This window comes from Micromonospora sp. NBC_01796 (genome assembly GCF_035917455.1).
Classification (GTDB): Bacteria; Actinomycetota; Actinomycetes; order Mycobacteriales; family Micromonosporaceae; genus Micromonospora_G.
Genome location: NZ_CP109078.1, coordinates 6,653,544 through 6,676,988 on the forward strand (window position 1 = coordinate 6,653,544; position 23,445 = coordinate 6,676,988).

Consider the following 23,445-nt stretch of genomic DNA (forward strand, 5'->3'; position numbering starts at 1 on the left):
GCTGCGAAAACCGTACGGGGATCAGGCGGTGACCGCGTCCACGGCCTTTTTCATCGCCTTCGGCTCGGTGGGCTTGCGGGGCGCCTTCTTCTTCAGCTCGATCATGCGTTCGCCGATCTCCTGGAGCTTCTTTCGGCCGAGCCCCTCACGCACCTTCGGGAACCACTCCTCTTCCTCCTCCTCGATGTGGTGCGTGACATTCTCGATCAACACCATCGTCTTGGCGTCGAAGCGCTCGTCCTCGGGCTTCATCGCGGCAAGTTCGAGGCAGAGTACGTCCGCCACGTGGTGCTCCTCGTAAGATTCCAGCACGTCGTCCTCGAGATCCGGCAGCAGCTTGCGGGTCTCCGGGTACATGCACTCGTTCTCGATGTAGGTGTGCACGGTCAGCAGTTCGAGAATGCGGTCGACGATGTCGCCCTTTTTCTTGGTGGCATTCTCGCCGGCCTGCTGGAATTCGTTGAACAATGCCTTGATCTCTTTGTGATCCTGCTTGAGCAGAACAATCGCGTCGTTCGACATCCGAGCCTCCTGGTTGGTTCGAAGACCCTGCTACCCTCCGCCCTCCGAACGGAAACCTCGGCCGATGCCGCTGACCTGGAACAAAGAACGCTGGCGCCGCCCCGAAAGGGGAGACGCCGGTCGTGCGGGTGCGCCTGGTTCAGGTGGCGATGGGTCAGGTGGCGGAGCCGGACGGCTTGAGCGACCGGATCCGGTCGGCCAGGTCGCGTTCGAAGAAGTCGAGGAAGCCGTCCGGGTCCGGGCCGGCGTTGAGCAGCACCAACCGGTCATAACCGGCGTCGAGATAGCCCTGCACCGCCCGTACGTGTGCCTCCGGGTCCGGACCGACGGTGTACTGCCGGCGGATGTCGTCCTCGTCGACCCACTTGCTGGCGGCGTCGAAGTTGACCGGGTTGGGCAGCTCGCTCATCACCTTCCAACCGGTGACCGCCCACCGGCTGCTGGTCAGGGCCGCCTGCACCGCCTGTTGCTCGTCGGTCGCCCAGGCGAGGTTGACCTCGGCGTAGCGGGGGCCGTCGCCACCGGCCTGTCGGTAGTGCTCGATGATCTCGGCCTGCGGTTCGACCGCGAACAGGGCGGTGCCGAGTTCCCCGGCGATCTTCGCCGAGGCCGGTCCGCTGGCGGCGACCGCGATCAGCGGCAGGGTCTCCGGCAGGTCGAAGACCCGCGCGTCCTCCAACTGGAGGTGCTTGCCCTCGTACGAGTGGTACCCGCCCGACCAGAGTAGGTTGATGATCTCCAGTGCCTCGCGCAGCCGTTCGTGTCGACCCCGCACGCTCGGAAAGCCCAGGCCCACCACGTGCTCGTTCAGCCGCTCGCCGGCACCGACACCGAGGGTGAAACGGTTGCCGGAGACGATCGCCAGGGTTGCCGCCGCCTGGGCGATGATCGCCGGGTGGTAGCGCATCGTCGGACAGGTGACGCCGGTGACCAGGCCGACGGTCCGGGTACGGGCGGCGACGGCGCCGAGCACGGTCCAGGTGAACGACGAGTGCCCCTGGATGTCCAGCCACGGGTGGTAGTGGTCGCTCATCTCCACGAAGTCGAAGCCGACCTCCTCGGCCCGGATCGCCTGCCGGATGATCTCCTCCGGCCCGAACGCCTCCGAGGAGAGCTTGTACCCGATCTGCATGCCCGGTCCCCTTCTCGCCGCCAACCACCGGATGACCGACTACCCCGACCGGTACGCGACAAACGTGCAGGTCACCTCGCTGCGGTCGAATCGGGGAGCGTTCGATCGACGAAGTGGGATAAGGTATCGAGCCTTGCCTGAGCAAGACCTCACTTACCCCCGGGGGATTTTTTCTCGTGTCTCGTTGGAAAAGCTCCACAGTCCTGACCGTTTCCGCGGTCGCGATGCTCGGTCTCACCGCCTGCGGCCCGCAGGATGCGGCGACGGAGACCAAGAAGGAACCGACGGTCCTGGAACTGCTGGCCAGTGACGCCAAGGGCTCGATCCAGAAGACGGCGACCACCATCGGCAGCGCCACCTCCATCACGTTCACGATGGACGGTAAGGGCGAGGGCGAGCCGATCAAGGGGAGCGGTTTCGCGATCCTCGGCACCGACCGCAAGGCCGAGATGACGCTGGAGGACCCGAAGGAGGGCCCGACTACCGTCCGCATCATCGGCTCCGCCATGTACGTCGGAATCTCCGCCGCCGAGCAGGCGGAGTTCGACGGCAAGAAGTGGCTGAAGATGGATGCCGGCATGGCCGGCCAGGAGGGTACCGAGGCGATGTCCAGCATGCTGGACAACATCGACCCGGGTCAGTCCCTGAAGCCGGTCCTGACCGCCGAGACGGTGACCGTGGTGGGGGAGGAGACGGTGAACGGGGCAAAGACCGTCCACTACACCGCGACCGTCCCGAGCACGGCCTACGTCGCCGCGACGACCGACGCCAAGGCCCGCGAGGCGCTCGAGAAGGAGCTCACCAAGCTGGGCGTCAAGGAGGTCAAGGTCGACCTCTGGGTGGACGAGCAGTACCAGCTCCGTCGCTTCCGCGCCTACCTCAACGACGCGAACGACATCACGGCCGACTACACCGAGTACAACAAGGCCCTGACCGTCGACGTGCCGCCGGCTGCGGAGACCGCCGACTTCGCCGAGATGATGAAGGGCCTCGCGGACGCCCTGAAGGACCTCGAAGGCTGACCGACCGGCACCTCGAACGCGTGACGGCTCCGGGTCCGCCCGGAGCCGTTTTGCGTTTCGACTCCAACCGCCGCCCCGCGGGCGGCGCTCAGGCGAGCTGACCGCTCTCGTGCAGCCGGTCGAAGATGATCTGGTCCACGGGGGAGACCCGGTCCCGGTCGGCGTACCCGAGCCAGGCCACCTCGGCGATTTCGTTACTGGCCGTGAGTACGCCCCGGTAGTCGGCGGCGTAGCAGGTCATCCGGACGGTGATGCCCTCGGCGTGCCCGTGGGCCTGGGCCTCGAAGGTCCCGACCGGGGTGACGCTCTCCGGTGTGATCGCCACCCGGAGTTCCTCGTCGATCTCGCGGACCAGGGTGGCCAGGTCGGTCTCGCCGGGCTCGCGCTTCCCGCCGGGCAGGTAGTAGACGTCCTTGCCGTGGCTGCGGGTGCTGAGGATGGCGCTGTTCTCGATCCGGATCCACGCGATCTTGTCAATGACGGTCACGCTCGGCATCGTAGGCGCCGGCCTTTCCGCGTACGGTGAGCACCCCGGCGAGGTCGATCTCGTCGGATCGGCCTCCGAACCCGGACTCCGAGATCAGGCGCGCGCCGAGGACGGCGCTCCAGAACGTACGGGTCTCGACGTCGGCGGGCCGGTCGATCTCCCACCCCCGGCGCTCCAGGATCGTGGTGAGGTACCGCTGCGCCTTTCCGAACAGCAGGGTGAGGCTCTGCTCGGCCAGTGGCCGCAGCTCCGGGCGCTGACGGGTGATCGACATCGCCCGGACGGCGGTCGGCACCGCCGGCAGCGCGAGTGCCGTACGCGCCATCGCCGTCCGGAACGCCTCCGGCGTACGCTGCCGCCGCCCGACCGGCTCCAGTCGTGCGGCGTCGCGCAGTAGCAACCGGAACGCCGTGTGCACGAACAGCGCGTCCTTGGAACCGAAGTAGTAGGTGATCTGGTTCGCGTGCGCGCCGGCCGCGGCGGCGATCTCGGCGACACCGACGCCGTCGTAGCCCCGCGCCGCGAACAGCGCCGCGGCCTGTTCGAGGATCAATCCACGGGTACGCCGACCGCGGTCCCTGGGTGGGGCGTCGCGGCCGGAGCGCGGCTCGGAGGTGGACATGTCAAAGTTGTATGCGATACAACTAGGAGATGGCAAGCCCCGAATCCACGCACCCCGCCAGGAGGCCAGCATGAACGCCCACGACGTTGTCGTCACCGGGCTCGGCGCGACCACGCCGCTCGGCGGGGACGTCGACTCGCTGTGGCAGGGCATGCTCGTCGGGCGCTCCGGCGTACGCCGAATCGACGACCTGATGGCGTCGTTCGCGTACGCCGACGACCTGCCCACGAAGATCGCGGCGCCGATGGCCGTCTCCCCGGCCGACGTCCTGCCCCGGGTGCAGGCCCGCCGGATGGACCGCTGCCAGCAGGCCGCGCTCGTCGCCGCCCGGCAGGCATGGGACGACGCCGGGGCGCCCGAGGTCGACCCGGTCCGCCTCGCGGTGGTGATCGGCACCGGGGTCGGCGGCCTCACCACCCTGCTCGGCCAGGACGACCTGCTCGAGGAGAAGGGCCCGAGCCGGATCTCCCCGCTCACCGTGCCCATGCTGATGCCGAACGGCCCCGCCGCCTGGGTCAGCCTGGAGTACGGCGCCCGCGCAGGCGTGTACGCCCCGGTCTCCGCCTGCGCCTCCGGAGCCGAGGCCCTCGCCCTCGCCGCCCGACTCATCCGCGCAGGCGAGGCCGACGTGGTCATCGCCGGTGGAGCCGAGGCCGCCATCGCCCCGCTGACCATCGCCGGATTCGCCCAGGCCCGTACGTTGTCCAAGCGCAACGACGACCCGGAGCGCGCCTCCCGGCCGTTCGACGTCGACCGGGACGGCTTCGTGCTCGGCGAGGGCGCCGGGGTGATGATCCTGGAACGGGCGGACTTCGCGGCCGGGCGGGGCGCCCGCGTACTCGGGCGGCTGGCCGGCTACGGCATCACCTCCGACGCCCACCACATCACCGGCCCGGACCCGACCGGCGCAGGACAGATCCGGGCGATCCGTACGGCCGTGGCCAGCGCGGGCCTCCAGCCCGCCGACGTCAAGCATGTCAACTGTCACGCCACGTCCACCGTCGTCGGAGACATCGGCGAGGCCGCCGCCATCGAGCAGGCCCTCGGGGACGACGTCGTGCTCACCGCGCCCAAGTCCAGCCTCGGTCACCTGGTCGGCGCCGCCGGTGCGGTCGAGGGCATCATCACCCTGCTGTCGGTGGTCAACAACGTCATCCCGCCCACCCTCAACCTCGAACAGAAGGCCCCCGAGGTCCACCTGGACGTGGTCACCGACAAGCCCCGCGAGCAGCAGCTCGACGCGGCCCTCTGCAACTCCTTCGGCTTCGGCGGCCAGAACGTCTCCCTGCTCTTCACCGCCTGACCAGCGTGTCGTAGAGAGCGAGGTGGCGGTGCACCATCAGGTCGGCGGCCAGGTGCACCCGGCTCCAGTCCCGTGCCGCCCGGCCGACGGACTCGGCGTACGCCCGGTCGCGCAGCAGCCGTTCCAGGGCGTTGGCCAGGCCGACCGGGTCGCCGGGGCGTACCAGCAGGCCGCGCCCCTCCGCGAGCAGTTCGGGGATTCCGCCCACCGCGGAGGCGACGACCGCCCGCCCGGCCGCCATCGCCTCCATCACCGCATTGCTCATCCCCTCCGTCATCGACGGCAGCGCCACCACATCGGCGCGGGCCAACAGGCCGTCCATGTCCAGTCGCGCGCCGAGCAGACGCGCGTCGATCCCGGTCAGGGCGGCGTGGCGCCGCAGGGCGTCGCGCTCGGGACCGTCTCCGACCAGCGCGAGTGTGCAGGTCAGGCCCCGGTCACGCAGCAGTGCGGCGGCGTCGATCAGGTGCTTGTGGCCCTTCAGGCCCCTGAGGTTCGCCACACACAGGACCACCGGGTGGGCGCTGTCGAGTGGGGTCGGCTCGGCCCCGGCGAACGCGGCCGGCGGTAGCCCGTTGTAGATCACCGCGAGCCCGCCCGCCGGTACGCGTTCGGTCTCACGAACCCGATCGGCGACCGCGTGCGCGTTGGCCACCAGCAGGTGGGTCATCCGGGCGGAGATGCGCTCGACCGCCAGCACCCAGCGTCGCCCGCGTTTGAAGTCGTCCAGGCTGCGACGCCCGGCGACAAAAACCGGGACCCGCGCCAGCCGGGCGGCTGGTGCTCCCAGCACGTAGCTGTTGAACAGGAACGCGTGCACCACGTCGGGCCGTGACCGGCGCAGCTGGCGGACGAGTCGCCCCCACGTTGCGAGCAGGGGCGGTACCGCCCGCCATCCGCCGGGCTGTCGCAACCCGAGATGTACGACCGGAACCCCCGCCACCCGGAGCGCGTCCTCCCGAGGTCCCGCCCCGGTCAGCACCACGACGGACACCTCCACGCCGAGCCGGCTGAGCCCTTCGGCGAGCAGGACCAGTTGTTTCTCGGCGCCGCCAAGGCCCAGTTGGCAGATGATCAGGCATACCCGTAGCGGCGCCACCCGGCGTCCGGTCATCGGATCGGCAACGGCGGCCAACTCTTCCATTCGGCAGACGCTATCAGTATGAAATATCCCAAATCGCTCAGAACACCCTGGCTCGCGAGTCCCGACCACCGCCCGGGTCACCCGTGCGGTGGACACGGGTTGCGGGGGCCGGCAAACCCGCCTGGCGCGGGCCGGCGGCCGACAATCCTTTGCTCATGGAGACCGACCGTGTGACCCTGCCGGACCTCACCCTGTACCGGCTGCAGCGCAGTGAGCGCGACGCGGAGTTCGAGGGTGTGGCCGTACCCGGTCTGGTGGCGCGGTTCTACCACCGCGACGAGGACGGTCGCACCGCCACCGTCGGCCGTTACTGGTACGCCGGCCGGGAACTGCTGATGGCCTGGGGGTACGCCGACGAGGAGCACTGCCGGGCCTCGGCGGTCCGGGGCGCCGACGGTCGATGGCACCCGCCGACCGAGGGCTGCCCGACGGTGCGGGTGGTCCGGGAGCGGCCGGAGGCGCCGGTGGCCGGGTTCGAGGTCCAGACCCCGTCCGGGAACTGGATCGCGGGAGGGACGACGGCACCGGTTCCGGCCGGATGATCCGGCCTCCGGGTTCCCCCGGCCGGTCCCGTCGTCCCGTCGTCCCGTCGTCCCGTCGTCCCGTCGTCCCGTCGTGCTGCACCACCCGGACGTCGTCAAGATCTACGACTTCGATGCCGAGCTTCCGTCGCCGGCCAGGTCAGCCGGCTGCCCCGGCGACCGGTTCCGGCCGGGGCACCGATGCGGTGCGGCGGACCGCCCAGAGCGAGCCGGCGGTCAGGGCCAGGGCGGTGGCGAATGCCGCCAGGTGGATCACCGGGTTGTCGATCGGTACAAACCCGATGATCGCCACCGGCACCTGGACGACCGCGACCAGGGCCACCAGCAGGCCACGCCGGGCACGGCCCCAGGCGTACGCGGTCCACAGCGGAGCGGTGACCGCGATCAGGGTCAGTGCGTCCAGCACCGAGTGCAGGTACGTGTTGTGTACCGCGTTGTGCGCGAACGCCTGAGCTGGTGATGCCACCAACAGCCCCGCGATCACCAGTCCGGCCACGATCCCAATTCGACGCATGACAACCTCCCAGTGCGACCGCGAAGTCACGGATAGTCATCACGGTAGGCAGGGGATCGGTGCGCAGATAGGCGCATCGCGTCATCTGCCGCTCCGGACACCCGTGCGGGGGAGTTGCGGCCATTGATGGAACTCTTTGGCATCGTCCGGCGACTACTTCTCCGGGAGGCCCGTCAACCGCCCACTGTCCCTTTCGGAGGAGCAGCCGATGGACCGCAGAGCGAGACGCACGGGTCGGACCCCGTGACCCGCCGACCCGTCACCCGGTGATGCCCGGACCGCCGGTGCTGGCGCACGGGGTGGGTGGCCGCCAGGACCTGCCCATCTCGCTCACCGAGCTGGTCGTCGGCGCCGTGCTCGCACTGGTCGTCACGTTCCTCGCCCTGGGCACCCACTGGCGCCGCCCCCTGCTCGACACCGCCGACACGGCCGGTCGGCCGGTGCCCGTACCACTGGCCCGTCTGGTCGACTCCGCCGGTGGGGCGTGGGGCGTACGCCTGCTCGGCCTCGCTCTCGCCGGCTGGTTCGGCGTCGGACTGCTCGCCGGCCCGGACACCCCGCAGAACCCGACCGCAGGCGCGGTCCACGTGCTCTTCTGGGTGGGGCTGGTGCCGCTGTCGCTGCTGTTCGGGCCGGTGTGGCGCGCCCTGAACCCGGTACGCACCCTGCACCTGCTCGCCGCGCTCGCCCTGCGCCGCGACCCGGCGACCGGGCTCCGGCCGCTGCCGCCCCGGCTCGGGTACCGACCCGCTGCCGTCGGCCTACTGGCGTTCGTCTGGCTGGAACTGGTCGCGCCGGGGCGGGCCACCCTGCCCGTCATCGGCGGATGGCTGGCCGCGTACCTGGTCGCGATGCTCGCCGGTGCCGTGCTGTACGGAGCCGGGTGGTTCGACCGGGGCGACGCGTTCGAGGTGCTCAGCGCGCTGGCCGGCCGGCTCGCGATCATCGGTCGCCGGGGCGACGGGGCACTGGTGTGGCGCAACCCGCTCGACGGCATCGCCTCGCTCGCCCCGGCCCCCGGCCTGGTCGCCACGGTGGTGGTGCTGCTCGGCTCCACCATGTACGACAGTGTCTCCAACGCCCCGTTCTGGCTTCGTTTCCAGCAGGGCAACGGACTGCCCGCGCCGGTAACCGGCACCGTGGGACTGGTCGGCGTCATCGGCGCGGTCGCCCTCGCGTACGCCGCCGCGACCCGTGCCGCCGCCCGACGCGGGCACACCGACCGGACGGGTACGCCCGGGGAACTGGTGCACTCCGTCGTCCCGATCGCCGTCGCCTACCTCGTCGCCCACTACCACTCGCTGCTGATCCTGGAGGGTCAGCGGACCATCGCCCTGCTCTCCGACCCGCTCGACACCGGCGCGAACCTGCTCGGCACCGCCAACTGGCCGGTCCGTACGGACCTCGTCACCCCCTCCGGGGTCGCGAACCTCCAGATCACCGTGATCGTGCTCGGCCACCTCCTGGGCACCCTGCTCGCCCACGACCGGGCCCTCGGACTGTTCCCACCGGCCGAGGCGACCCGAGCGCAGGTCCCACTGCTGGTGCTGATGGTCGGGTACACGGTGACCGGCCTGCTGCTGCTCTTCGCCTGACGGTTCGGGCAGGCGGGTCAGCGTCAGCCGTACCGCGTCGGCCGGTCAGCGTCGGCCGGTCAGCGTCGGCCGGTCAGCGTCGGCCGGTCCCCGTCGGTCGCGCGGTCAGCCGAGCAACTGTTCGCCGACCCAACCGTCCGGGGAGCAGCCGGGCGGGATGGCGAAGACCGCCGAGCCGATCGGCGTCGTCCACTCGTTGAGCAGGTCCAGTTCGGCGAGGCGGCGTTGGATCGGCAGGAACTGCCGCTCGATGTCCGCCTGGTACGACGCGAAGATCAACCCGGTGTCCGGATGCCCGTCCGGGTTCGGCACACCGTCGTAGTTGTACGGCCGGCGCAGGATGCGCAGCCGATCCTCGGTGACGTGGGCGCGGCTGATGTGGGAGAAGTCGGGAATCGCGGGCAACCCGGTGGCGTCGGTGACGGCGAAGTCGGGCAGGTCGTGTTCGGCGGTCCCGCTCAGCGGCGCACCGGTGTCCAGGCGCCGACCGACGGCGAGTTCCTTGTCGGCCCGTCCGAGCAGGTCCCACGTCTCCAACTCGGCCCGGATCCGCCGCAGGACCAGGGTGGTGCCGTCGCGCAGCCAGGCCGGCCCCTCGGGCACCCATACCGCCCGGTCCAGGGCACCGGTGGCCATCTTCGGGTTGGCGGTGCCGTCGAGTTGGCCGAGGATGTTGCGCTGGGTCTGCGGCTCGGCCTGGACACCCGCGCCGCGACGGAACCCCTGCTGGACCCAGCGCACGGCCCCGAACGGGCGGGCGTCCTTGATCAACATCCGCTGGGCGTGGGCGACGGTGAGCGGGTCGTCGGCGCAGATCTGGAGCAGCAGGTCACCACCGGACCAGGCCGGCAGCAGCCGGTCGATGGGGAACGGCGGCAGGTCGGCGACGGACGGGGGGCGCCGGTCGTCGAGCCGGGCGGCGGCGTACAGGCCCGGTCCGAATCCGAACGTGATGGTGAGCCGGGCGGGGAGCACGGCCAGTTCCCGTTCGGTGTCGCCCAGGGCCGGCTCACCCCGGGTCAGCCGGGCGGCGTCGTCGGAGAGCAGGCGCATCAGCCGGACCAGGGCCGCCCGGTCGGTGCCCGGTTTCAGGGTGAGGCCGACAAACGCGGCGTGCGACTGCGGGTCCGTGGCGATGCCGGCCTGCCGGGCGCCGTGGAAGGGCTCCACCGCCGTACCGATCTCGACGGCCGGAACGGGCGACGCGGCCGGCGGCGCGGCGTCGGTGGCGTGGACGGCGGCGACCGTACCCGCTCCGGCGAGGATCCCACCCACCGCGACGGACCCGCCGGTGAGCAGACGCCGCCTGCTCACCGGACGGTACGTGGACCGGTCCGTCATGCCGGCGGGCTCATGCTCATGCCCGCGCCGGGGCTGGCGGTGGGGCTCATGTTCATGCCGGTGGCTGGACTGGCGCCGGGGCTCATGTTCATGCCGGTGCTCGGGTCGTAGCTCTCCCCGGCGCCGGCGAACGGCTTCACGATCGCGGCGAACTCGGCGGTGCGGCCATCCGCGAAGGTCAACGTGAAGATGACCTCGTCGCCGGGCTTGACCGGCTTCACCAGGTTCATCAACATCAGGTGGTCGCCGCTGGGTTCCAGCACATGGGTGCCCTTAGCCTTGATCACAAAGCCGCCGGTCTTGGGCTGCATCACCATCTTGCCGTCTTTCATCGCCATCTCGTGCAGTTCCATCGGCGACACCGACGACACGGCGCTCACCACGGTGACGTCGGTGTCGCCGTCGTTGACCAGGGTGCCGAACGCCGCCGTCATCCCCGAGTCGGCCGCCTTGACCCACGGGTCACGGAGGTTGAACGCGCCGGTGGTCGACGAAGCACTCGGGCTGGCCTGGCCGGTACCGGACGGTTCGCTGCCGCCGCACCCCGCCGCCGTGCCGATCAGGGCCAGAGCCGCCACGGCGGCGCTGGCGATGGTCAGGAGTGCGGGACGCCGTCGTGGGACTGGCGACGCGGCAGTGCTCATCTGTTCCTCGGCCTTCGTGTTCATCTGGGGTGTTCCGTTCGCCCTGTTGGTCGTTGCCACCCCTCGTGGAGTTCCCGGCATCGTGCCCGGCTCGACGCTCTCCCTGTGTCGTGCCGCCCCGCCGGGGAAGCGGTGGCCGGACCAGCAGGTCTGATCGATGTCGGGACGCAGGTCACAGAGGGTGAAGAAATAACCGGGGAGGGTCTCCCCGTTTGACTCTTCGTACGAAGCGGGGAAGATCTCCCCGGTTTCAGTGAGGAGCGTCGACGTGGCTGGTACTGCCGTACAACAGCGGTTGCCCCGGCAGCGAGCCGACGCGTCCCGGAACTTCGACCGGATCATCGCCGCTGCCGGCGAGCTTTTTGTCGAGCGGGGCGCCGATGTGCCGCTGGACGAGATCGCGCAGCGGGCGGGGGTGGGTAACGCCACCCTCTATCGGCATTTCGCCAACCGGCGGGAACTGATCCGGGTAGTGGTTCTGACCCTGATGTCCGGTCTGACCGACCAGGCGGACCGGGCACTGACGGAGGAACCAGACCCGTTCGAGGCGCTCCGGCGGTTCGTGCACATATCGGCGGAGCTGCTGATCGGGGGGCTGTGTCCGGTTTTCTCCGACTGGCTGGACCCCGCCGATCCCGAGTTGAACGTACAGCGGGAGCGGATGGAGGACGCGTTGGAGGCCATCCTGCGCCGGGCACGTGAGTCCGGCCAGTTGCGTCCCGACGTGGCCATCGGCGACGTGATCGTCCCGATCGTCCAGCTCACCCGACCGATGCCCGGTACCGGGCGGGCGACCCTCGATCGGTTCGCCCACCGCCACCTGGAGATCCTGCTCGACGGGCTGCGCGCACCGCAGCGTTCCGTACTGCCGGGGTGCACGGTCACCCTGGCCGACCTACGACAGGCAGCGTGCGGTCCGGCTCAGCGTGGAGCCGACCCTTCCGCCGAGCGGGGAGCGCGCTGACCGACCGGCGCTGACCCACGGCGCCGACAAACCAAACACCATCACCGCCACATCCGGGTGGCCTGCGTCCACAGGCTGCCGTTTCCATCCATATTTGCGAAAATTGCGGGGACCTTCATGTCCACAGAAGTAGAAGCCAATCCGAGGCGCTGGACAGCGCTGATATTCATCTCGTTGGCTCAGTTGATGGTCGTGCTGGATGCGACCGTGGTGAACATCGCCCTGCCGGCGGCCCAGCACGACCTGGGTATCTCCGACGGCAACCGGCAGTGGGTCATCACCGCCTACACGCTCGCCTTCGGTGGTCTGCTGCTGTTCGGCGGCCGGCTCGCCGACATCGCCGGCCGGAAGCGGATCTTCACCATCGGTCTGATCGGCTTCGCCGCCGCCTCGGCCATCGGCGGTATCGCGGCCAACACCGGCATGCTGCTGGGTGCTCGTGCCCTGCAGGGTGTCTTCGGCGCGATGCTCGCCCCGGCCGCGTTGTCGCTGCTGGCGGTCACCTTCACCGAGGCCAAGGAACGCGCCAAGGCGTTCGGTGTGTTCGGTGCGATCGCGGGTGGTGGTGGCGCCCTCGGGCTGATCCTCGGCGGTGTCCTCACCGAGTACCTGAACTGGCGCTGGGCGTTGTTCGTCAACATCCCGATCGCGCTGATCGCCGCCGCGGGTGCGTACCTGGTGATCCACGACGTACCGGGTGCCCGTAACCGCAACCGGCTGGACATCCCCGGCGTGGTGCTCTCCACCACCGGTCTGGTCTCGCTGGTCTACGGCTTCACCCGGGCCGAGTCCGACGGCTGGACCGCCGCCTGGACCCTGGGCTCGTTCGTCGCGGCTGCCGTGTTGCTGGCGGCGTTCGTACTGGTCGAGTCGCGGGTCGCGCACCCGCTCCTGCCGCTGCGGGTACTCACCGAGCGCAACCGGGCCGGCGTCTACTCCGCGCTGGGCATCGCGGTGATCGGCATGTTCGGCCTGTTCCTCTTCCTCACCTACTACCTCCAGGTGGTCAAGGGATGGTCGCCGGTCGTCACCGGCGTGGCGTTCCTGCCGATGATCGTCGGCATGATCACCGGTTCGACCCAGATCGGCGCCCGGCTGATGAACCGGGTCGCGCCCCGGCTGCTGATGGGTCCGGGCTTCCTGGTCGCCGCGATCGGCCTGCTGATCCTGACCCAGATGAAGGTGGACAGCTCGTACGGCGGCCTGATCCTGCCGGGTCTGGTCCTGCTCGGCCTGGGCATGGGTACGGCGTTCATGCCGGCCATGAGCCTGGCCACCTACGGTGTCGAGCCGCGTGACGCGGGTGTCGCCTCCGCGATGATCAACACGTCGCAGCAGGTCGGCGGCTCGATCGGCACCGCGCTGCTGAACACCGTCGCGGCCAGCGCCACCGCGGCGTGGTTGCTCGACCGGGGCGGCAACCCGGCGCTGATCAACGAGGCGGCCGTGCACGGGTACGCCACCGCGATCTGGTGGGCGGTCGGCCTGATGGCCCTCGCCGCGGTGATCGTGTTCACCTTCGTCAACACCGGACGTCAGGACGGCGGAGCCGTGACCAGCGGATCCGGTGCCAGCGACGACGAGACCGCGGGGGACGTCCCCGTACCGGTGATGATGCACTGACCGGCGACCGACGGACGGTGTCTGCGTCCTGAAGGTGCCCGGACACAACAGGCTGGCGGCCCTGCCGAGAGGCAGGGCCGCCAGCCTGCGTCATAGCCGAGGGCGGGAGGCTTTGAACCCGCCCCGCCGCTGCTTCGTGTTTGTCTCGGGACCCCTCGGGTGTCCCCGGAATGCGAAGAGGTGTTGGTCTCGCCGGAGGAGGCTGGGCCCACCGAACCTGAATGCGTACACAGGAATACAGCGAACAATCGTCGAGGTACGTCCGCTCCGCTCGTGGAAGAGTCCCATGCTCGCTCATCTCGCTCTCGTCCGATTCCCGGCGATTCCCGTTCTCGTCCTCGGCGGATCGACCGTTGTCGCCGCCGTACCGAAGATCCTCACCCGTCGTCGGGGCTCCGACCGCAGGTCAGCGGCGGGGGACACGCGGGTGGGGCTGGCCGATCTTGCCGCGCGGCGGCTACTCCTCGCGGACCGGGTCGCCGCGGCGAAGTTCGCCACCGGTCAACCGATCGACGATCCGGTACGGGAGCAGAGAGTTCTCGACGAGGTGGCCGACGTGGCCGAGGCGATCGGACTGAAACCCGCTGTCGGTGTTCGTTTCTTCCGGGACCAGCTAGAGGCCAGCAAAATGGTGCAACGCGCGCTGCACGCCCAATGGCGGGCATATCCGGAGTACGGTCCCCGAGAACGGCCGGATCTGGCGAAAGACGTACGCCCGCAACTGGACCGGATGACCGTGCACATGTTGCGCGAACTGCTCCTGACCATCAGGGGCACCGGCCGACCCGCCGATGCCGGTCCTGCGGCGGCCGATCGGCAACTGGACGGGCTGCATCGTGACGCCCTGCTCCTGGCCCTGCGCTCACTGCCGGCGTACGGGCCGCAGGGATCGCCGCCGTCGTGAGTGCGACACCGGTCAGTCGATGTCCTCGCGTACCCGGGCGACGAGTTGGGTGGGGTTGACGAACCGCAGCGCCACCACCAGCAGGACCAACATCATCGAGGTGTAGATGACCGCCATCGCGTCGACCGACTGCTGTGCCCGGATGCCGGCCGCCGACATCGAGTAGTACAGGGCCACCACCAGCGTCTGCGAGTCCGGTCCGGCGGTGAGGAAGGTCAGTTCGAACATCCCGACCGTCCGGACCAGGACCAGGATCGAGGCGGCCAGGATGCCGGGCGTCAGCAGGGGAGCGAGGATCCGGACAAAAACCTGACCGGTACGGGCACCGCACATCCGCGCCGCCCGTTCGATCGCCGGGTCGATCTGCTCGATGAACGGGGTCATGGTCAGGATGACGAACGGCACCGACGGCACCAGGTTCGCCAGGACCACGCCGGAGAGGTGGCCGGCGAAGCCGTACTTGTAGAGGACCGTCGCCAGCGGGATGCCGTAGGTGATCGGCGGCATCAGGATCGGCAGCAGGAACAGCAGGTAGAGCAGTCGCCGACCGGGAAACGAGCGGCGGGCCAGCACGTACGCGGCCGGCACCCCGATCAGCACCGAGATGCCGACCACCAGCAGGGACACCTCCAGGGTCACCACCAGGACGGGCAGCAGCCCGAACTCCCGCCAGGCGGTGCCGTACCAGGTGGTGGTGAAGCCCTGTGGCAGCCAGGTGTCGAACCAGCGGGTGCCGAACGAGTTGACCAGCACCGAGCCGATCACCCCGGCCAGGTTGACGAAGAAGAAGACCACCGCGCCCCAGACCAGCCAGGCCCCGGGGCTGGCGACGAAGCGTCGGCGGGTGCTGCCTCCGGTTGTCGCCATCAGCCCTTCCCTCCGGCGGTCGAGCCGGTGTAGAGCAGCGACCGCCAGCCGAGCACCGCCGCGATGACCAGCAGTTCGACCACGCCCATCAACACCGCGATGGTCGCTGCCATCGGGTAGTCGTACCGCAGGTACGCGGCCTCGTACGCGGCGATCGAGATCACCCGGGTCTCGCCGGCCGGATCGCCGACCAGGACCGCCGACGGGAAGACGCTGAACGCCAGCACGAAGGTCAGGCAGAACGTGGTCGCCAACCCCGGTGCCAGCAGCGGCAGGGTGATCCGGCGGAACCGCTGCACCCAGCCGGCGCCGAGGGTCGCGGCGGCCCGTTCCAACGCCGGGTCGATCCCCGACAGGTACGACAGCACCAGCAGGAACGCGAACGGGAACCCGGTGATGACGATGGAGAAGAAGACACCCCAGTAGTTGTAGGTGAGGCGTACCGGGTCGTCGGTCAGGCCGGTGGCGAGCAGGAGCCGGTTGAACCAGCCGGTCGGGCCGAGGAAGTTGAGCAGGCCCTGCGCGGTCAGCACCGTCCCGAGCGTGATCGGCACGACCAGGACCGTCGTCAGCAGCCGCTTGCCCCGGAACCGCCCCCGCATCCGGTACGCGATAGGCACCGACGCGGCCACGTTGAGCAGCGCCGCCGGCAGCGACAGCCGCAGTGTGATCCAGATCGTGTCCCGCTGGTACGGGTCGGCGAAGAACTCCCGGTACGCCCCGAACACCCCGCCCCGCGCCGGTTGGAAGGACAGCCCGACGCCGTAGAGGAACGGGTAGACGAACAACACCAGGACGAACAGGGCCGCCGGGGCGAGCAGCAGCAGTTGCCGGTCGACGCCCCGCTCGGCCAACCGGTGGCGCAGCGCCACGCGTACCGTCGGGTTCTGATCCTTCGGGGTCATCACGGGGCCTGCGGTTCGTCGGCCGGAAAGACCAGCAGGCGGGCCGGAGCGACGACCAGTTCCACCTGCTCGCCGAGGACCGGCCGGTGCGACGTACGCAGATTGAGGGTGAGCCCCGCCTCGGTACGCGCCTGCACCGCCACCTCGCGGCCCTGGTACTCCACCACCTGCACGGTGGCGAGCAGCCCGGTCCCCGGTACGTCGGCGATCCGCAGGTCCTCGGGCCGGATGGCGGCGATCACCGCCGCGCCGGCCTCGACCGGGCCGACCGGGGTCCCCACCAGGCGCAGACCCTCGCCCTCCACCACGAACTGGGTGCTGCCGTGCTTTCGTGTGGCCCGCATCGGCAGCAGGTTGCGGTAGCCCATGAAGTCGGCGACGTGCCGGTTCGCCGGCCGGGTGTGCAGCTCCTCCGGCGGCCCGATCTGCTGCACCCGTCCCGCCCGCAGCACCACCAGCCGGTCCGCCAGGGAGAGCGCCTCCTCCTGGTCGTGGGTGACGTACACGGTGGTCAGGCCGAGCGACTGGTGCAGCCGCCGGATCTCGGTCCGCATCTCCAGGCGCAGTTTGGCGTCCAGATTCGACAGTGGCTCGTCCATCAGCACCAGCGCGGGTTCCAGCACCACGGCACGGGCGATCGCCACCCGCTGCTGTTGCCCGCCGGAGAGCTGTCCGGGCAGCTTGCCGGCGTGTTCCTCGAGCTGGACCAGCCGGATCGCCTCCTCGGTACGGCGACGTACCTCGGCCCTCGGCAGGCGGCGCATCTGCAACCCGAACGCCACGTTCCGGCGGACCGACAGGTGCGGGAACAGGGCGTAGTTCTGGAACACCATGCCGAACCCGCGCCCCTCCGGCGGCAACGTGTCCAGCCGGGTCTCGTCGGACCAGATGCTGCCCCTGGTCAGCGGCAGCAGCCCGGCGAGGCAGTTCAGCGCGGTCGACTTGCCGCACCCGGAGGGGCCGAGCAGGGCGATGAACTCGCCGCGTTCGACGGTCAGGTCCAACCCGGTCAGGGCCTCGTGGCGGCCGAAGCTGCGCGAGACGCCGTCGAGCCGGATCCGGGTGAAGCTCACTTCCCCACCTTCGCGCCGCCGATCTCGCGGTCCCATCTGCCGAACGCCTCGACCAGGGCCTTGGCACCGAGCGGGACCTCCACCGGGTGGGCGGCGATGAGCTGCTCGTACTCCGGGCGGCCGTACTGCTCGATCGCCTTTCGGCTGGCCTCCGGCGCCATCGACAGGGTCACGTCCTTCACCGCCGGGCCGGGGTAGAAGTAGCCGTTGTCGTACGCCTTGGCCTGCTGGTTCGGGGTCAGCATCCAGTCGAGCAGGTTGAGCACCGCGGCCTGCTTGTCGGTCGACACCCCCTTGGGTACGACCGCGTAGTGGGCGTCGGCGACCCAGTGGAAGCCGTCCAGGGTGCCGATCCTCGCCTCGGCCGGCACGGTGCCGAGCACCCTCGGGTTGATGTCCCAGCCGGTGGTGCTGACGATGATCTTCGCGGATCCGTTGGCCAGGTTCTTCATCGTCTCGCTGGTCCCGGACGGGTAGAGGGTCACGTGCCGGTTCAGTTCGGCGAGGTAGGCCCAGGTCCTGTCCCATCCCCGGACCGGGTCCTTCGGGTCGCTGTCGCCCAGCAGGTACGGCAGCCCCATCAGGAAGGTACGGCCGGGTCCCGAGTTCGACGGGCGGGCGTACTGCACCGCGCCGGGGTTCGCCTTCGCGTACGCCAGCAGGTCGGCCGCGGTCTTCGGCGGGTTCGGCACCTTCGCGGGCAGGTACTCGATCAGCGGCCCGGACGGGTAGTACGTGACGGTGACCCCGGAGTCGCCGGCAAGCTGCTGCATCGCCGCCGCACCGGGCAGGTAGTTCGCCATCCCGGGCAGCCGGTTCGCGTACGCCGGGAGCAGCGGGGTCCACAGTTGCTGCTCGATGCCGGCGGCCAGGCCGTCCACGCCGGTCAGCACCAGGTCGATGTCGACCCGGTTGGCGTTCTGCTGGGCCCTGATCTTGCCGACCAGCTCCGGTGAGGGCGACTTCGAGTACGTCACCTTCGACACCACGTCCGGGTTCTTCGCCACGAACTCGTCGATCATCGACTGGGTGAGCTGGAGGTTCCCGGCCACGTCCAGCACGTTCAGGACAACCGGGGACGCGGGCCTGGCGGGCACCGTACCGCCGGCGGACTCCGGCGCCGCGGACTCCGGCGCCCCGCAGGCGGTGAGCAGGGACGCGGTCAGCAGGCAGGCGGCGGCGAGACGGCTTCGGGTGAGGCGCATGGGCGTCCTTCCGGGCGAAACCTATCGGAAGTGTTCCGGAAGGGAAATCTAAACACATCGAAGTCTGAGGTCAAGGTCTGCACGTGGGCGACGGGAGCTGTGGCCGGGAGCCCGGGGGACCTTGGCGGGTCTACCGAAAGTTCCGGACTGCCGGGTGATCGGAGAGTGTGATGGCTCACCGTTGGCCGAAGATGCTGGACTGATGACATGAAGAGGTCTTCAATTGCGTGAGTGATCGAGTCGACGGAGGAGACGTGACCGTTCCGCTGTACCAGCGCAAGGCGGAGTTCTTCCGTACGCTCGGACACCCGGTGCGCATCCGGGTGCTGGAACTCCTCGGCGACGGTCCGATGGCCGTACGGGACCTGCTGGCCGATGTGGACATCGAGGCGTCCAGCCTCTCCCAACAACTGTCGGTACTGCGGCGGGCGGGGATCGTGACCTCCCGACGCGAGGGGTCGGCGGTCATCTACGCCCTCGCCGGGCCGGACGTCGCGGAGCTGATGCGGGCGGCCCGCCGCTTCCTCACCGAGATGATCACCAACCAGGCCGAACTGCTGGACTCGTTGCGCGAACCGGAAAGCAGCAGCGACGACGACCCGGTCACGGCACGGCGGTGAGCGTCGCCACGATCGCCGGATCGACCTGGCACAGGGTACGGGACCTCCTGCCCACCGGGGCGGACCTCACCCTGATGCGCCGGCAACCCCGACGTGACCTCGTCGCCGGACTCACCGTCGCGGTGGTCGCCCTGCCACTGGCCCTCGGATTCGGCGTCTCCTCCGGAGTCGGTGCCGCCGCCGGCCTGGCCACCGCGATCGTGGCCGGAATCCTCGCCGCGCTGTTCGGCGGATCCAACCTCCAGGTCTCCGGACCCACCGGCGCGATGACCGTCGTGCTGGTGCCGATCGTGGCCCAACACGGGCCCGGAGGCGTGCTCACCGTCGGGCTGCTCGCCGGCCTCATCCTGGTGGCGCTGGCCCTGCTCCGTGCCGGCCGGTACGTGCGCCACGTACCGGCGCCGGTGGTGGAGGGCTTCACCGTCGGCATCGCCGCGGTCATCTTCCTCCAGCAGGTGCCCGCCGCCCTGGGAGTGTCGACACCGGCGGGGGAGAGCGTCGTCGCGGTCGCCGGGCGGGCCGTCCGCGACTTCGCCGGCCAACCCCAGTGGCCCGCGCTGATCCTGGCGACCGGGGTGGCGGTGGTGATGCTCGCCGGCGCCCACTGGCGGCCGACGTGGCCGTTCTCGCTGCTCGCGGTCGGGGCGGCCACACTGGTCGCGCAACTGGCGCACCTCGGGGTCGGCCGGGTCGGCGCCCTGCCGGCCACACTGCCCACACCCTCGCTGGGTTTCCTCGACCCGGCCGCCGTCCCGTCACTGCTCACCGCCGCCCTGGCCGTCGCGGCGCTGGCCGCGCTGGAGAGCCTGATGTCGGCCACGGTCGCCGACGGCATGACCGTCAACCAGCGCCACGACCCGGACCGGGAACTCTTCGGCCAGGGGGTGGCGAACCTGGTCACGCCCCTGTTCGGTGGCGTACCCGCGACGGCGGCGATGGCGCGTACGGCGGTCAACGTCCGTTCCGGGGCCCAGTCGCGGCTCGCCGCCCTGTCCCACGCCATCGTGCTGGCACTGATCCTGCTGGCGGCCGCCCCGCTGGTGGCCCACATCCCGCTGGCCGCGCTGGCCGGGGTCCTGCTGGCCACCGCGATCCGGATGGTCGAGGTCAGCGCACTGGCCGTACTCGCCCGATCCACCCGGGCCGACGCGCTCGTCCTGGTGCTGACCGCGACCGCCACCCTCGCACTGGACCTGATCGCCGCCGTCGGGATCGGGCTCGTCGTCGCCGGTGCCCTGGCGCTGCGCCAGATCGCCCGGGCCGCCCGACTGGAGGAGGTCCCGCTCGACATCGCCGACCACCACGTCGAGGAGCAGGCGCTGCTGCGCGAGCACATCGTCGCGTACCGGATCGACGGACCGCTGTTCTTCGTCGCCGCCCACCGGTTCCTGCTCGAACTGACCGAGGTGGCCGACGTACGGGTGATCATCCTGCGGATGTCGAGGGTGTCGACGATCGACGGCACCGGTGCGCTCGTACTCCGGGACGCGATCGAACGGCTCGAACACCGGGGGATCGTCGTCCACCTCTCCGGCGTGGCCGCCGGACACGAGCAGGCACTCGGCGCGGTCGGCGTACTCGACCGGCTCCGCGCCGAGGGCAGGGTCTTCCCGGGTACGCCGGAGGCGATCGCCGCCGCTCGGGTGCACCTGCACCACACCGGCGTCCTGCTGCCGACCGGGCAGGCCGGACCGGGAACGGCCTGACCGACCGCCGGATCAGCGCTCGGCCTCGTGCGCCGCTCCGGATCAGCGCTCGGCCTCGTGCGCCGCTCCGAGTCAGCGCTCGGCCTCGTGGGCCGCGCGTGCTTCGAGCAACTCGGGCAGGTGTTGCCGGCTCCAGGTGCGGGCGGCGTCGATGAGCGTCAGGAGGCTACGCCCGAGCGGGGTCAGATCGTACTCCACCCGGGGCGGATTCTCGTCGTACGCGGTGCGGGTCACCAGGCCGTCGCGTTCCATCGCCCGCAGGGTCTGGGTGAGTACCTTCGGGGTGACCGCGCGCAGGGGAACCCGGATCTCGCTGAACCGCCGCCGACCGTGCTCCAGACAGAGCACCACCATTCCGGTCCACTTGTCGCCGATCTGGAAGGGCAGCGCACCGCTCGGACACATCGGGTCGAACATGTCCGCGTCCAACGGCTGGGCCATCTCCGGACCCTATCCCGGTACCTTTGAAGTAACCAGTATCCCGTGGATACCGTCTCCGTTGTGGAACCGACAACCGGAGGCGGGACGCAATCATGAGCGACATTGCCATCTTCGGAGCCGGCGGCCGAGCCGGCCGAGCGGTGACCAGGGAGGCGCGCGACCGTGGGCACCGGGTGACCGCGGTGGTGAGGGATCCGGAGCGGTTCCGACACCTGTCGGCCGACGGGGTCCGGGTGCTGCGCGGTGACGTCACCGACGTACGCGCGGTTGCCCTGATCACACGTGACCACGACGCCGTGGTCCACGCGGTCTCGCCGGCGTCCGGACCGGAGGCGTTGGCCCGACTCGACCGCTTCGACGGCCAGTTCTTCGTCCGGGCGGCCGACGCCCTGCGACAGGGGATGGCCGAAGCCGGCGTGTCCCGACTCGTGGTCATCGGTCTGTTCGCCAACCTCGACGGGGTCGACGGGCGTCCGGTGATGGACGACCCCGCACTGTTCCCCGCCACCCTCCGACCGTTCGCCCGGGCCCACACGGATGGGCTGGACCGGCTGCGTACGACCGGAGGAGCGCTCGACTGGGTGATGCTCACCCCGCCCGCGATGCTGTCCGCGGACAGCCCCCGGACCGGCCGCTACCGGGTGGGAGGTGACGCCGTGCCGCCGTCGGAGTCCGCGTGGCTCTCCTACGCCGACCTCGCGGTGGCGGTGCTCGACGAGATCGGGACACCCCGCCACCACCGCACCCGCGTCTCCGTCTACAACACCGCTAGTTGACCGATTTGGCGAGGGTGTCGGCCACGGCGGCGCGGGTGGGGTCGGGGTTGGCCCAGGACCAGTTGGGGTGGGCGCGGTTGGTGAGCAGGGCAAGGACGAGTTTGCGGTTCGGGTCGACGACCAGGGACGGTCCGGCGAATCCGGTGTGGCCGAAGGTGCGGGCGCTGGAGAGTCGGCCCATGAACCAGGGTTGGTTGAGTACGACGCCGAGGCCGTGTGCGGAGGTGCGGTTCGGGCGTTCGGGGTCGATGGCGGGTTTGCCGCCGTTGGCGTTCTCCAACATCTTGCGGACCGTGGCCTCGGCGAGGATGCGTTTGCCCTGGTAGGTGCCGCCGCCGAGGAGTAGTTGTCCGATCGCGGCGAGGTCGGTGGCGGTGGCGAAGATGCCGGCGTGGCCGGCGATTCCGCCGAGGTGGTTGGCGACGTCGTCGTGGACGATGCCGCGCAACAGGCCACGGGAGGAGCGGGCGTCGGTGGCGACGAGGCGGGTCTTCTTCGCGTCGGCGGACAGCCAGCCGTTGGGGGTGAAGCCGGTGTCGCGCAGGCCGAGTGGGCCGGTGAGGTTGGTCTTGAGTGCCTGGTCGAGGCGCTGCCCGGTGACCTTTTCCACGATCTTCCCGGCGAGCATGAGGCCGACGCTGGAGTAGCGGAAGGTGTCGCCGGGGTTGGCGCCGGAGACGAGTGGGGTGGTCATGACGGCGTTCCACCGGGCGGTGTTGTCGGGCAGGCCGGTGACCTTGGCGCCGACGGGTAGGCCGCCGGTGTGGGTGAGGAGCATGGCGACGGTGACCGCGTTCTTGCCGGTGCCGGTGAACTCGGGGAGGTATTCGGCGACGGGGGCGTCGAGGTTGACCTTGCCCTTGTCGACCTGTTGGAGGAGCAGGATCGCGGTGTAGACCTTGGTGACCGAGGCGAGGTCGAAGATCGAGTCGGGGCGCATCGGTACCCGTTGGGCGGCCGGGAGGAGTTTCGGGCCGGCGCTGTAGCGCAGTGCCTCGCCGACGGCGGTGTGGACGGTGGTCTTGTCGTTGACCAGGACGAGGGCGACCGCGCCGGGGAAGCCTGCGTGTTGCACGGTCTGTGGGGTCGCGGGGAGGTAGCGCTGGAGGACCTTGGTGACCTCGGCGGCGTACGGGGCCTGGTTCGCCGTACCGGCGGTGGCGCCCGGGGTGGCGGTGGCGCCGGGTGAACCGCTCGGTGCCGAGCCCAGCTTCGCCGTGTTGCCGGCCGCGTCGGTGGCGCTGACGGCACCGGCCGGATCGGTCGATTCGGTCCAGGCCGGGGCGTTACCGGTGCCGTCGGGTTTACCGCAGCCGACGATCGCACCGGCGGCGGCGAGCCCGGCTCCGAGCAGCGTGCGACGGGCGAGCGTACGGCGAGCGACATGCATGAACGTGATAGTGACACCACCCATCCGACTCCCGCGATCCGGGTCGCCCCCGTTGTTCGGGCGATTGCCACTCTTGCGGAGAAAGGGTCGCTACCGGCGGCGG

At 70.2% G+C, this 23,445-nt stretch carries 24 protein-coding genes; 10 read left to right on the top strand and 14 right to left on the bottom strand.

Going from position 1 to position 23,445, the window contains the following annotated elements; translation table 11 throughout:
* Positions 1–21: 21 nt before the first annotated feature.
* Both OIE47_RS29855 and OIE47_RS29860 read right to left on the bottom strand, forming a co-directional pair.
* Complete coding sequence (locus OIE47_RS29855) at positions 22–522, bottom strand: hemerythrin domain-containing protein (protein ID WP_326557852.1); 501 nt, start codon at positions 520–522, stop codon at positions 22–24.
* Between the two features lie 154 nt (positions 523–676).
* The gene (locus tag OIE47_RS29860; RefSeq protein ID WP_326557853.1) at positions 677–1,654 is read right to left on the bottom strand and encodes a TIGR03557 family F420-dependent LLM class oxidoreductase; all 978 of its coding nucleotides are present in this window, start codon (positions 1,652–1,654) and stop codon (positions 677–679) included.
* A 176-nt stretch (positions 1,655–1,830) separates the two neighbouring features.
* Between OIE47_RS29860 and OIE47_RS29865 the strand changes: the two genes are divergently transcribed.
* The gene (locus OIE47_RS29865; protein ID WP_326557854.1) at positions 1,831–2,676 is read left to right on the top strand and encodes a hypothetical protein; all 846 of its coding nucleotides are present in this window, start codon (positions 1,831–1,833) and stop codon (positions 2,674–2,676) included.
* A gap of 88 nt (positions 2,677–2,764) precedes the next feature.
* Here the strand turns inward: OIE47_RS29865 and OIE47_RS29870 are convergent, their stop codons facing one another.
* Positions 2,765–3,163 (bottom strand): NUDIX hydrolase, encoded by a 399-nt coding sequence (locus OIE47_RS29870; protein WP_326557855.1) that lies wholly within the window; start codon positions 3,161–3,163, stop codon positions 2,765–2,767.
* Complete coding sequence (locus OIE47_RS29875) at positions 3,150–3,785, bottom strand: TetR/AcrR family transcriptional regulator C-terminal domain-containing protein (protein ID WP_326557856.1); 636 nt, start codon at positions 3,783–3,785, stop codon at positions 3,150–3,152. The genes OIE47_RS29870 and OIE47_RS29875 overlap by 14 nt, the downstream gene beginning before the upstream one ends.
* A gap of 70 nt (positions 3,786–3,855) precedes the next feature.
* Here OIE47_RS29875 and OIE47_RS29880 point away from each other — a divergent pair, with 70 nt between their 5' ends.
* Positions 3,856–5,088 (top strand): beta-ketoacyl-[acyl-carrier-protein] synthase family protein, encoded by a 1,233-nt coding sequence (locus tag OIE47_RS29880; RefSeq protein WP_326557857.1) that lies wholly within the window; start codon positions 3,856–3,858, stop codon positions 5,086–5,088.
* Here the strand turns inward: OIE47_RS29880 and OIE47_RS29885 are convergent.
* Positions 5,078–6,232 carry a glycosyltransferase gene (locus OIE47_RS29885; protein WP_326557858.1) on the bottom strand — a complete coding sequence of 385 codons (1,155 nt, stop codon included), beginning with the start codon at positions 6,230–6,232 and terminating at the stop codon, positions 5,078–5,080. The genes OIE47_RS29880 and OIE47_RS29885 overlap by 11 nt on opposite strands.
* A gap of 155 nt (positions 6,233–6,387) precedes the next feature.
* On the opposite strand from OIE47_RS29885, the gene OIE47_RS29890 reads away from it, so the two are divergent.
* Entirely contained in the window at positions 6,388–6,774 is a 387-nt protein-coding gene (locus OIE47_RS29890) for a hypothetical protein (protein ID WP_326557859.1), read from the top strand.
* Positions 6,775–6,913: 139 nt separating this feature from the next.
* On the opposite strand, the gene OIE47_RS29895 is transcribed toward OIE47_RS29890, so the two are convergent.
* Complete coding sequence (locus OIE47_RS29895) at positions 6,914–7,288, bottom strand: hypothetical protein (RefSeq protein WP_326557860.1); 375 nt, start codon at positions 7,286–7,288, stop codon at positions 6,914–6,916.
* 269 nt (positions 7,289–7,557) lie between these two features.
* On the opposite strand from OIE47_RS29895, the gene OIE47_RS29900 reads away from it, so the two are divergent.
* Entirely contained in the window at positions 7,558–8,883 is a 1,326-nt protein-coding gene (locus OIE47_RS29900) for a hypothetical protein (RefSeq protein WP_326557861.1), read from the top strand.
* Positions 8,884–8,988: 105 nt separating this feature from the next.
* On the opposite strand, the gene OIE47_RS29905 is transcribed toward OIE47_RS29900, so the two are convergent.
* Both OIE47_RS29905 and OIE47_RS29910 read right to left on the bottom strand, forming a co-directional pair.
* The gene (locus OIE47_RS29905) at positions 8,989–10,224 is read right to left on the bottom strand and encodes a Dyp-type peroxidase (RefSeq protein ID WP_326557862.1); all 1,236 of its coding nucleotides are present in this window, start codon (positions 10,222–10,224) and stop codon (positions 8,989–8,991) included.
* Positions 10,221–10,892 carry a copper chaperone PCu(A)C gene (locus OIE47_RS29910; protein WP_326557863.1) on the bottom strand — a complete coding sequence of 224 codons (672 nt, stop codon included), beginning with the start codon at positions 10,890–10,892 and terminating at the stop codon, positions 10,221–10,223. The genes OIE47_RS29905 and OIE47_RS29910 overlap by 4 nt, the downstream gene beginning before the upstream one ends.
* Before the next feature lie 244 nt (positions 10,893–11,136).
* Between OIE47_RS29910 and OIE47_RS29915 the strand changes: the two genes are divergently transcribed.
* The 3 genes from OIE47_RS29915 (at position 11,137) to aroQ (ending at position 14,359) form a co-directional block, all read left to right on the top strand.
* Positions 11,137–11,832, top strand: a complete 696-nt coding sequence (locus OIE47_RS29915) for a TetR/AcrR family transcriptional regulator (protein ID WP_326557864.1) — start codon at positions 11,137–11,139, stop codon at positions 11,830–11,832.
* A 117-nt stretch (positions 11,833–11,949) separates the two neighbouring features.
* Positions 11,950–13,455, top strand: a complete 1,506-nt coding sequence (locus tag OIE47_RS29920) for an MFS transporter (protein ID WP_326557865.1) — start codon at positions 11,950–11,952, stop codon at positions 13,453–13,455.
* A 286-nt stretch (positions 13,456–13,741) separates the two neighbouring features.
* Complete coding sequence (gene aroQ, locus OIE47_RS29925; protein ID WP_326557866.1) at positions 13,742–14,359, top strand: gamma subclass chorismate mutase AroQ; 618 nt, start codon at positions 13,742–13,744, stop codon at positions 14,357–14,359.
* Positions 14,360–14,371: 12 nt separating this feature from the next.
* Here the strand turns inward: aroQ and OIE47_RS29930 are convergent, their stop codons facing one another.
* The 4 genes from OIE47_RS29930 to OIE47_RS29945 are packed head-to-tail and all read right to left on the bottom strand — an operon-like array spanning position 14,372 to position 18,409.
* The gene (locus tag OIE47_RS29930) at positions 14,372–15,226 is read right to left on the bottom strand and encodes an ABC transporter permease (protein WP_326557867.1); all 855 of its coding nucleotides are present in this window, start codon (positions 15,224–15,226) and stop codon (positions 14,372–14,374) included.
* On the bottom strand, positions 15,226–16,131 hold the full coding sequence (locus tag OIE47_RS29935; protein WP_326557868.1) for an ABC transporter permease: 906 nt from the start codon (positions 16,129–16,131) through the stop codon (positions 15,226–15,228). The genes OIE47_RS29930 and OIE47_RS29935 overlap by 1 nt, the downstream gene beginning before the upstream one ends.
* The gene (locus OIE47_RS29940) at positions 16,131–17,204 is read right to left on the bottom strand and encodes an ABC transporter ATP-binding protein (protein ID WP_326557869.1); all 1,074 of its coding nucleotides are present in this window, start codon (positions 17,202–17,204) and stop codon (positions 16,131–16,133) included. Before OIE47_RS29940 ends, OIE47_RS29935 begins: the two co-directional genes overlap by 1 nt.
* The gene (locus OIE47_RS29945) at positions 17,201–18,409 is read right to left on the bottom strand and encodes an ABC transporter substrate-binding protein (RefSeq protein ID WP_326557870.1); all 1,209 of its coding nucleotides are present in this window, start codon (positions 18,407–18,409) and stop codon (positions 17,201–17,203) included. The genes OIE47_RS29940 and OIE47_RS29945 overlap by 4 nt, the downstream gene beginning before the upstream one ends.
* 254 nt (positions 18,410–18,663) lie before the next feature.
* Here OIE47_RS29945 and OIE47_RS29950 point away from each other — a divergent pair, with 254 nt between their 5' ends.
* Complete coding sequence (locus tag OIE47_RS29950; protein WP_326557871.1) at positions 18,664–19,029, top strand: ArsR/SmtB family transcription factor; 366 nt, start codon at positions 18,664–18,666, stop codon at positions 19,027–19,029.
* Between the two features lie 74 nt (positions 19,030–19,103).
* Positions 19,104–20,735, top strand: coding sequence for a SulP family inorganic anion transporter (locus tag OIE47_RS29955; protein WP_326563280.1), 1,632 nt, complete (start codon positions 19,104–19,106; stop codon positions 20,733–20,735).
* A gap of 72 nt (positions 20,736–20,807) precedes the next feature.
* On the opposite strand, the gene OIE47_RS29960 is transcribed toward OIE47_RS29955, so the two are convergent.
* Positions 20,808–21,176 (bottom strand): winged helix-turn-helix transcriptional regulator, encoded by a 369-nt coding sequence (locus tag OIE47_RS29960; RefSeq protein WP_326557872.1) that lies wholly within the window; start codon positions 21,174–21,176, stop codon positions 20,808–20,810.
* 92 nt (positions 21,177–21,268) lie between these two features.
* Between OIE47_RS29960 and OIE47_RS29965 the strand changes: the two genes are divergently transcribed.
* Entirely contained in the window at positions 21,269–21,952 is a 684-nt protein-coding gene (locus OIE47_RS29965) for an NAD(P)-dependent oxidoreductase (protein WP_326557873.1), read from the top strand.
* Here the strand turns inward: OIE47_RS29965 and OIE47_RS29970 are convergent.
* Entirely contained in the window at positions 21,945–23,342 is a 1,398-nt protein-coding gene (locus tag OIE47_RS29970; protein ID WP_326557874.1) for a serine hydrolase domain-containing protein, read from the bottom strand. The genes OIE47_RS29965 and OIE47_RS29970 overlap by 8 nt on opposite strands.
* Positions 23,343–23,445: the final 103 nt, after the last annotated feature.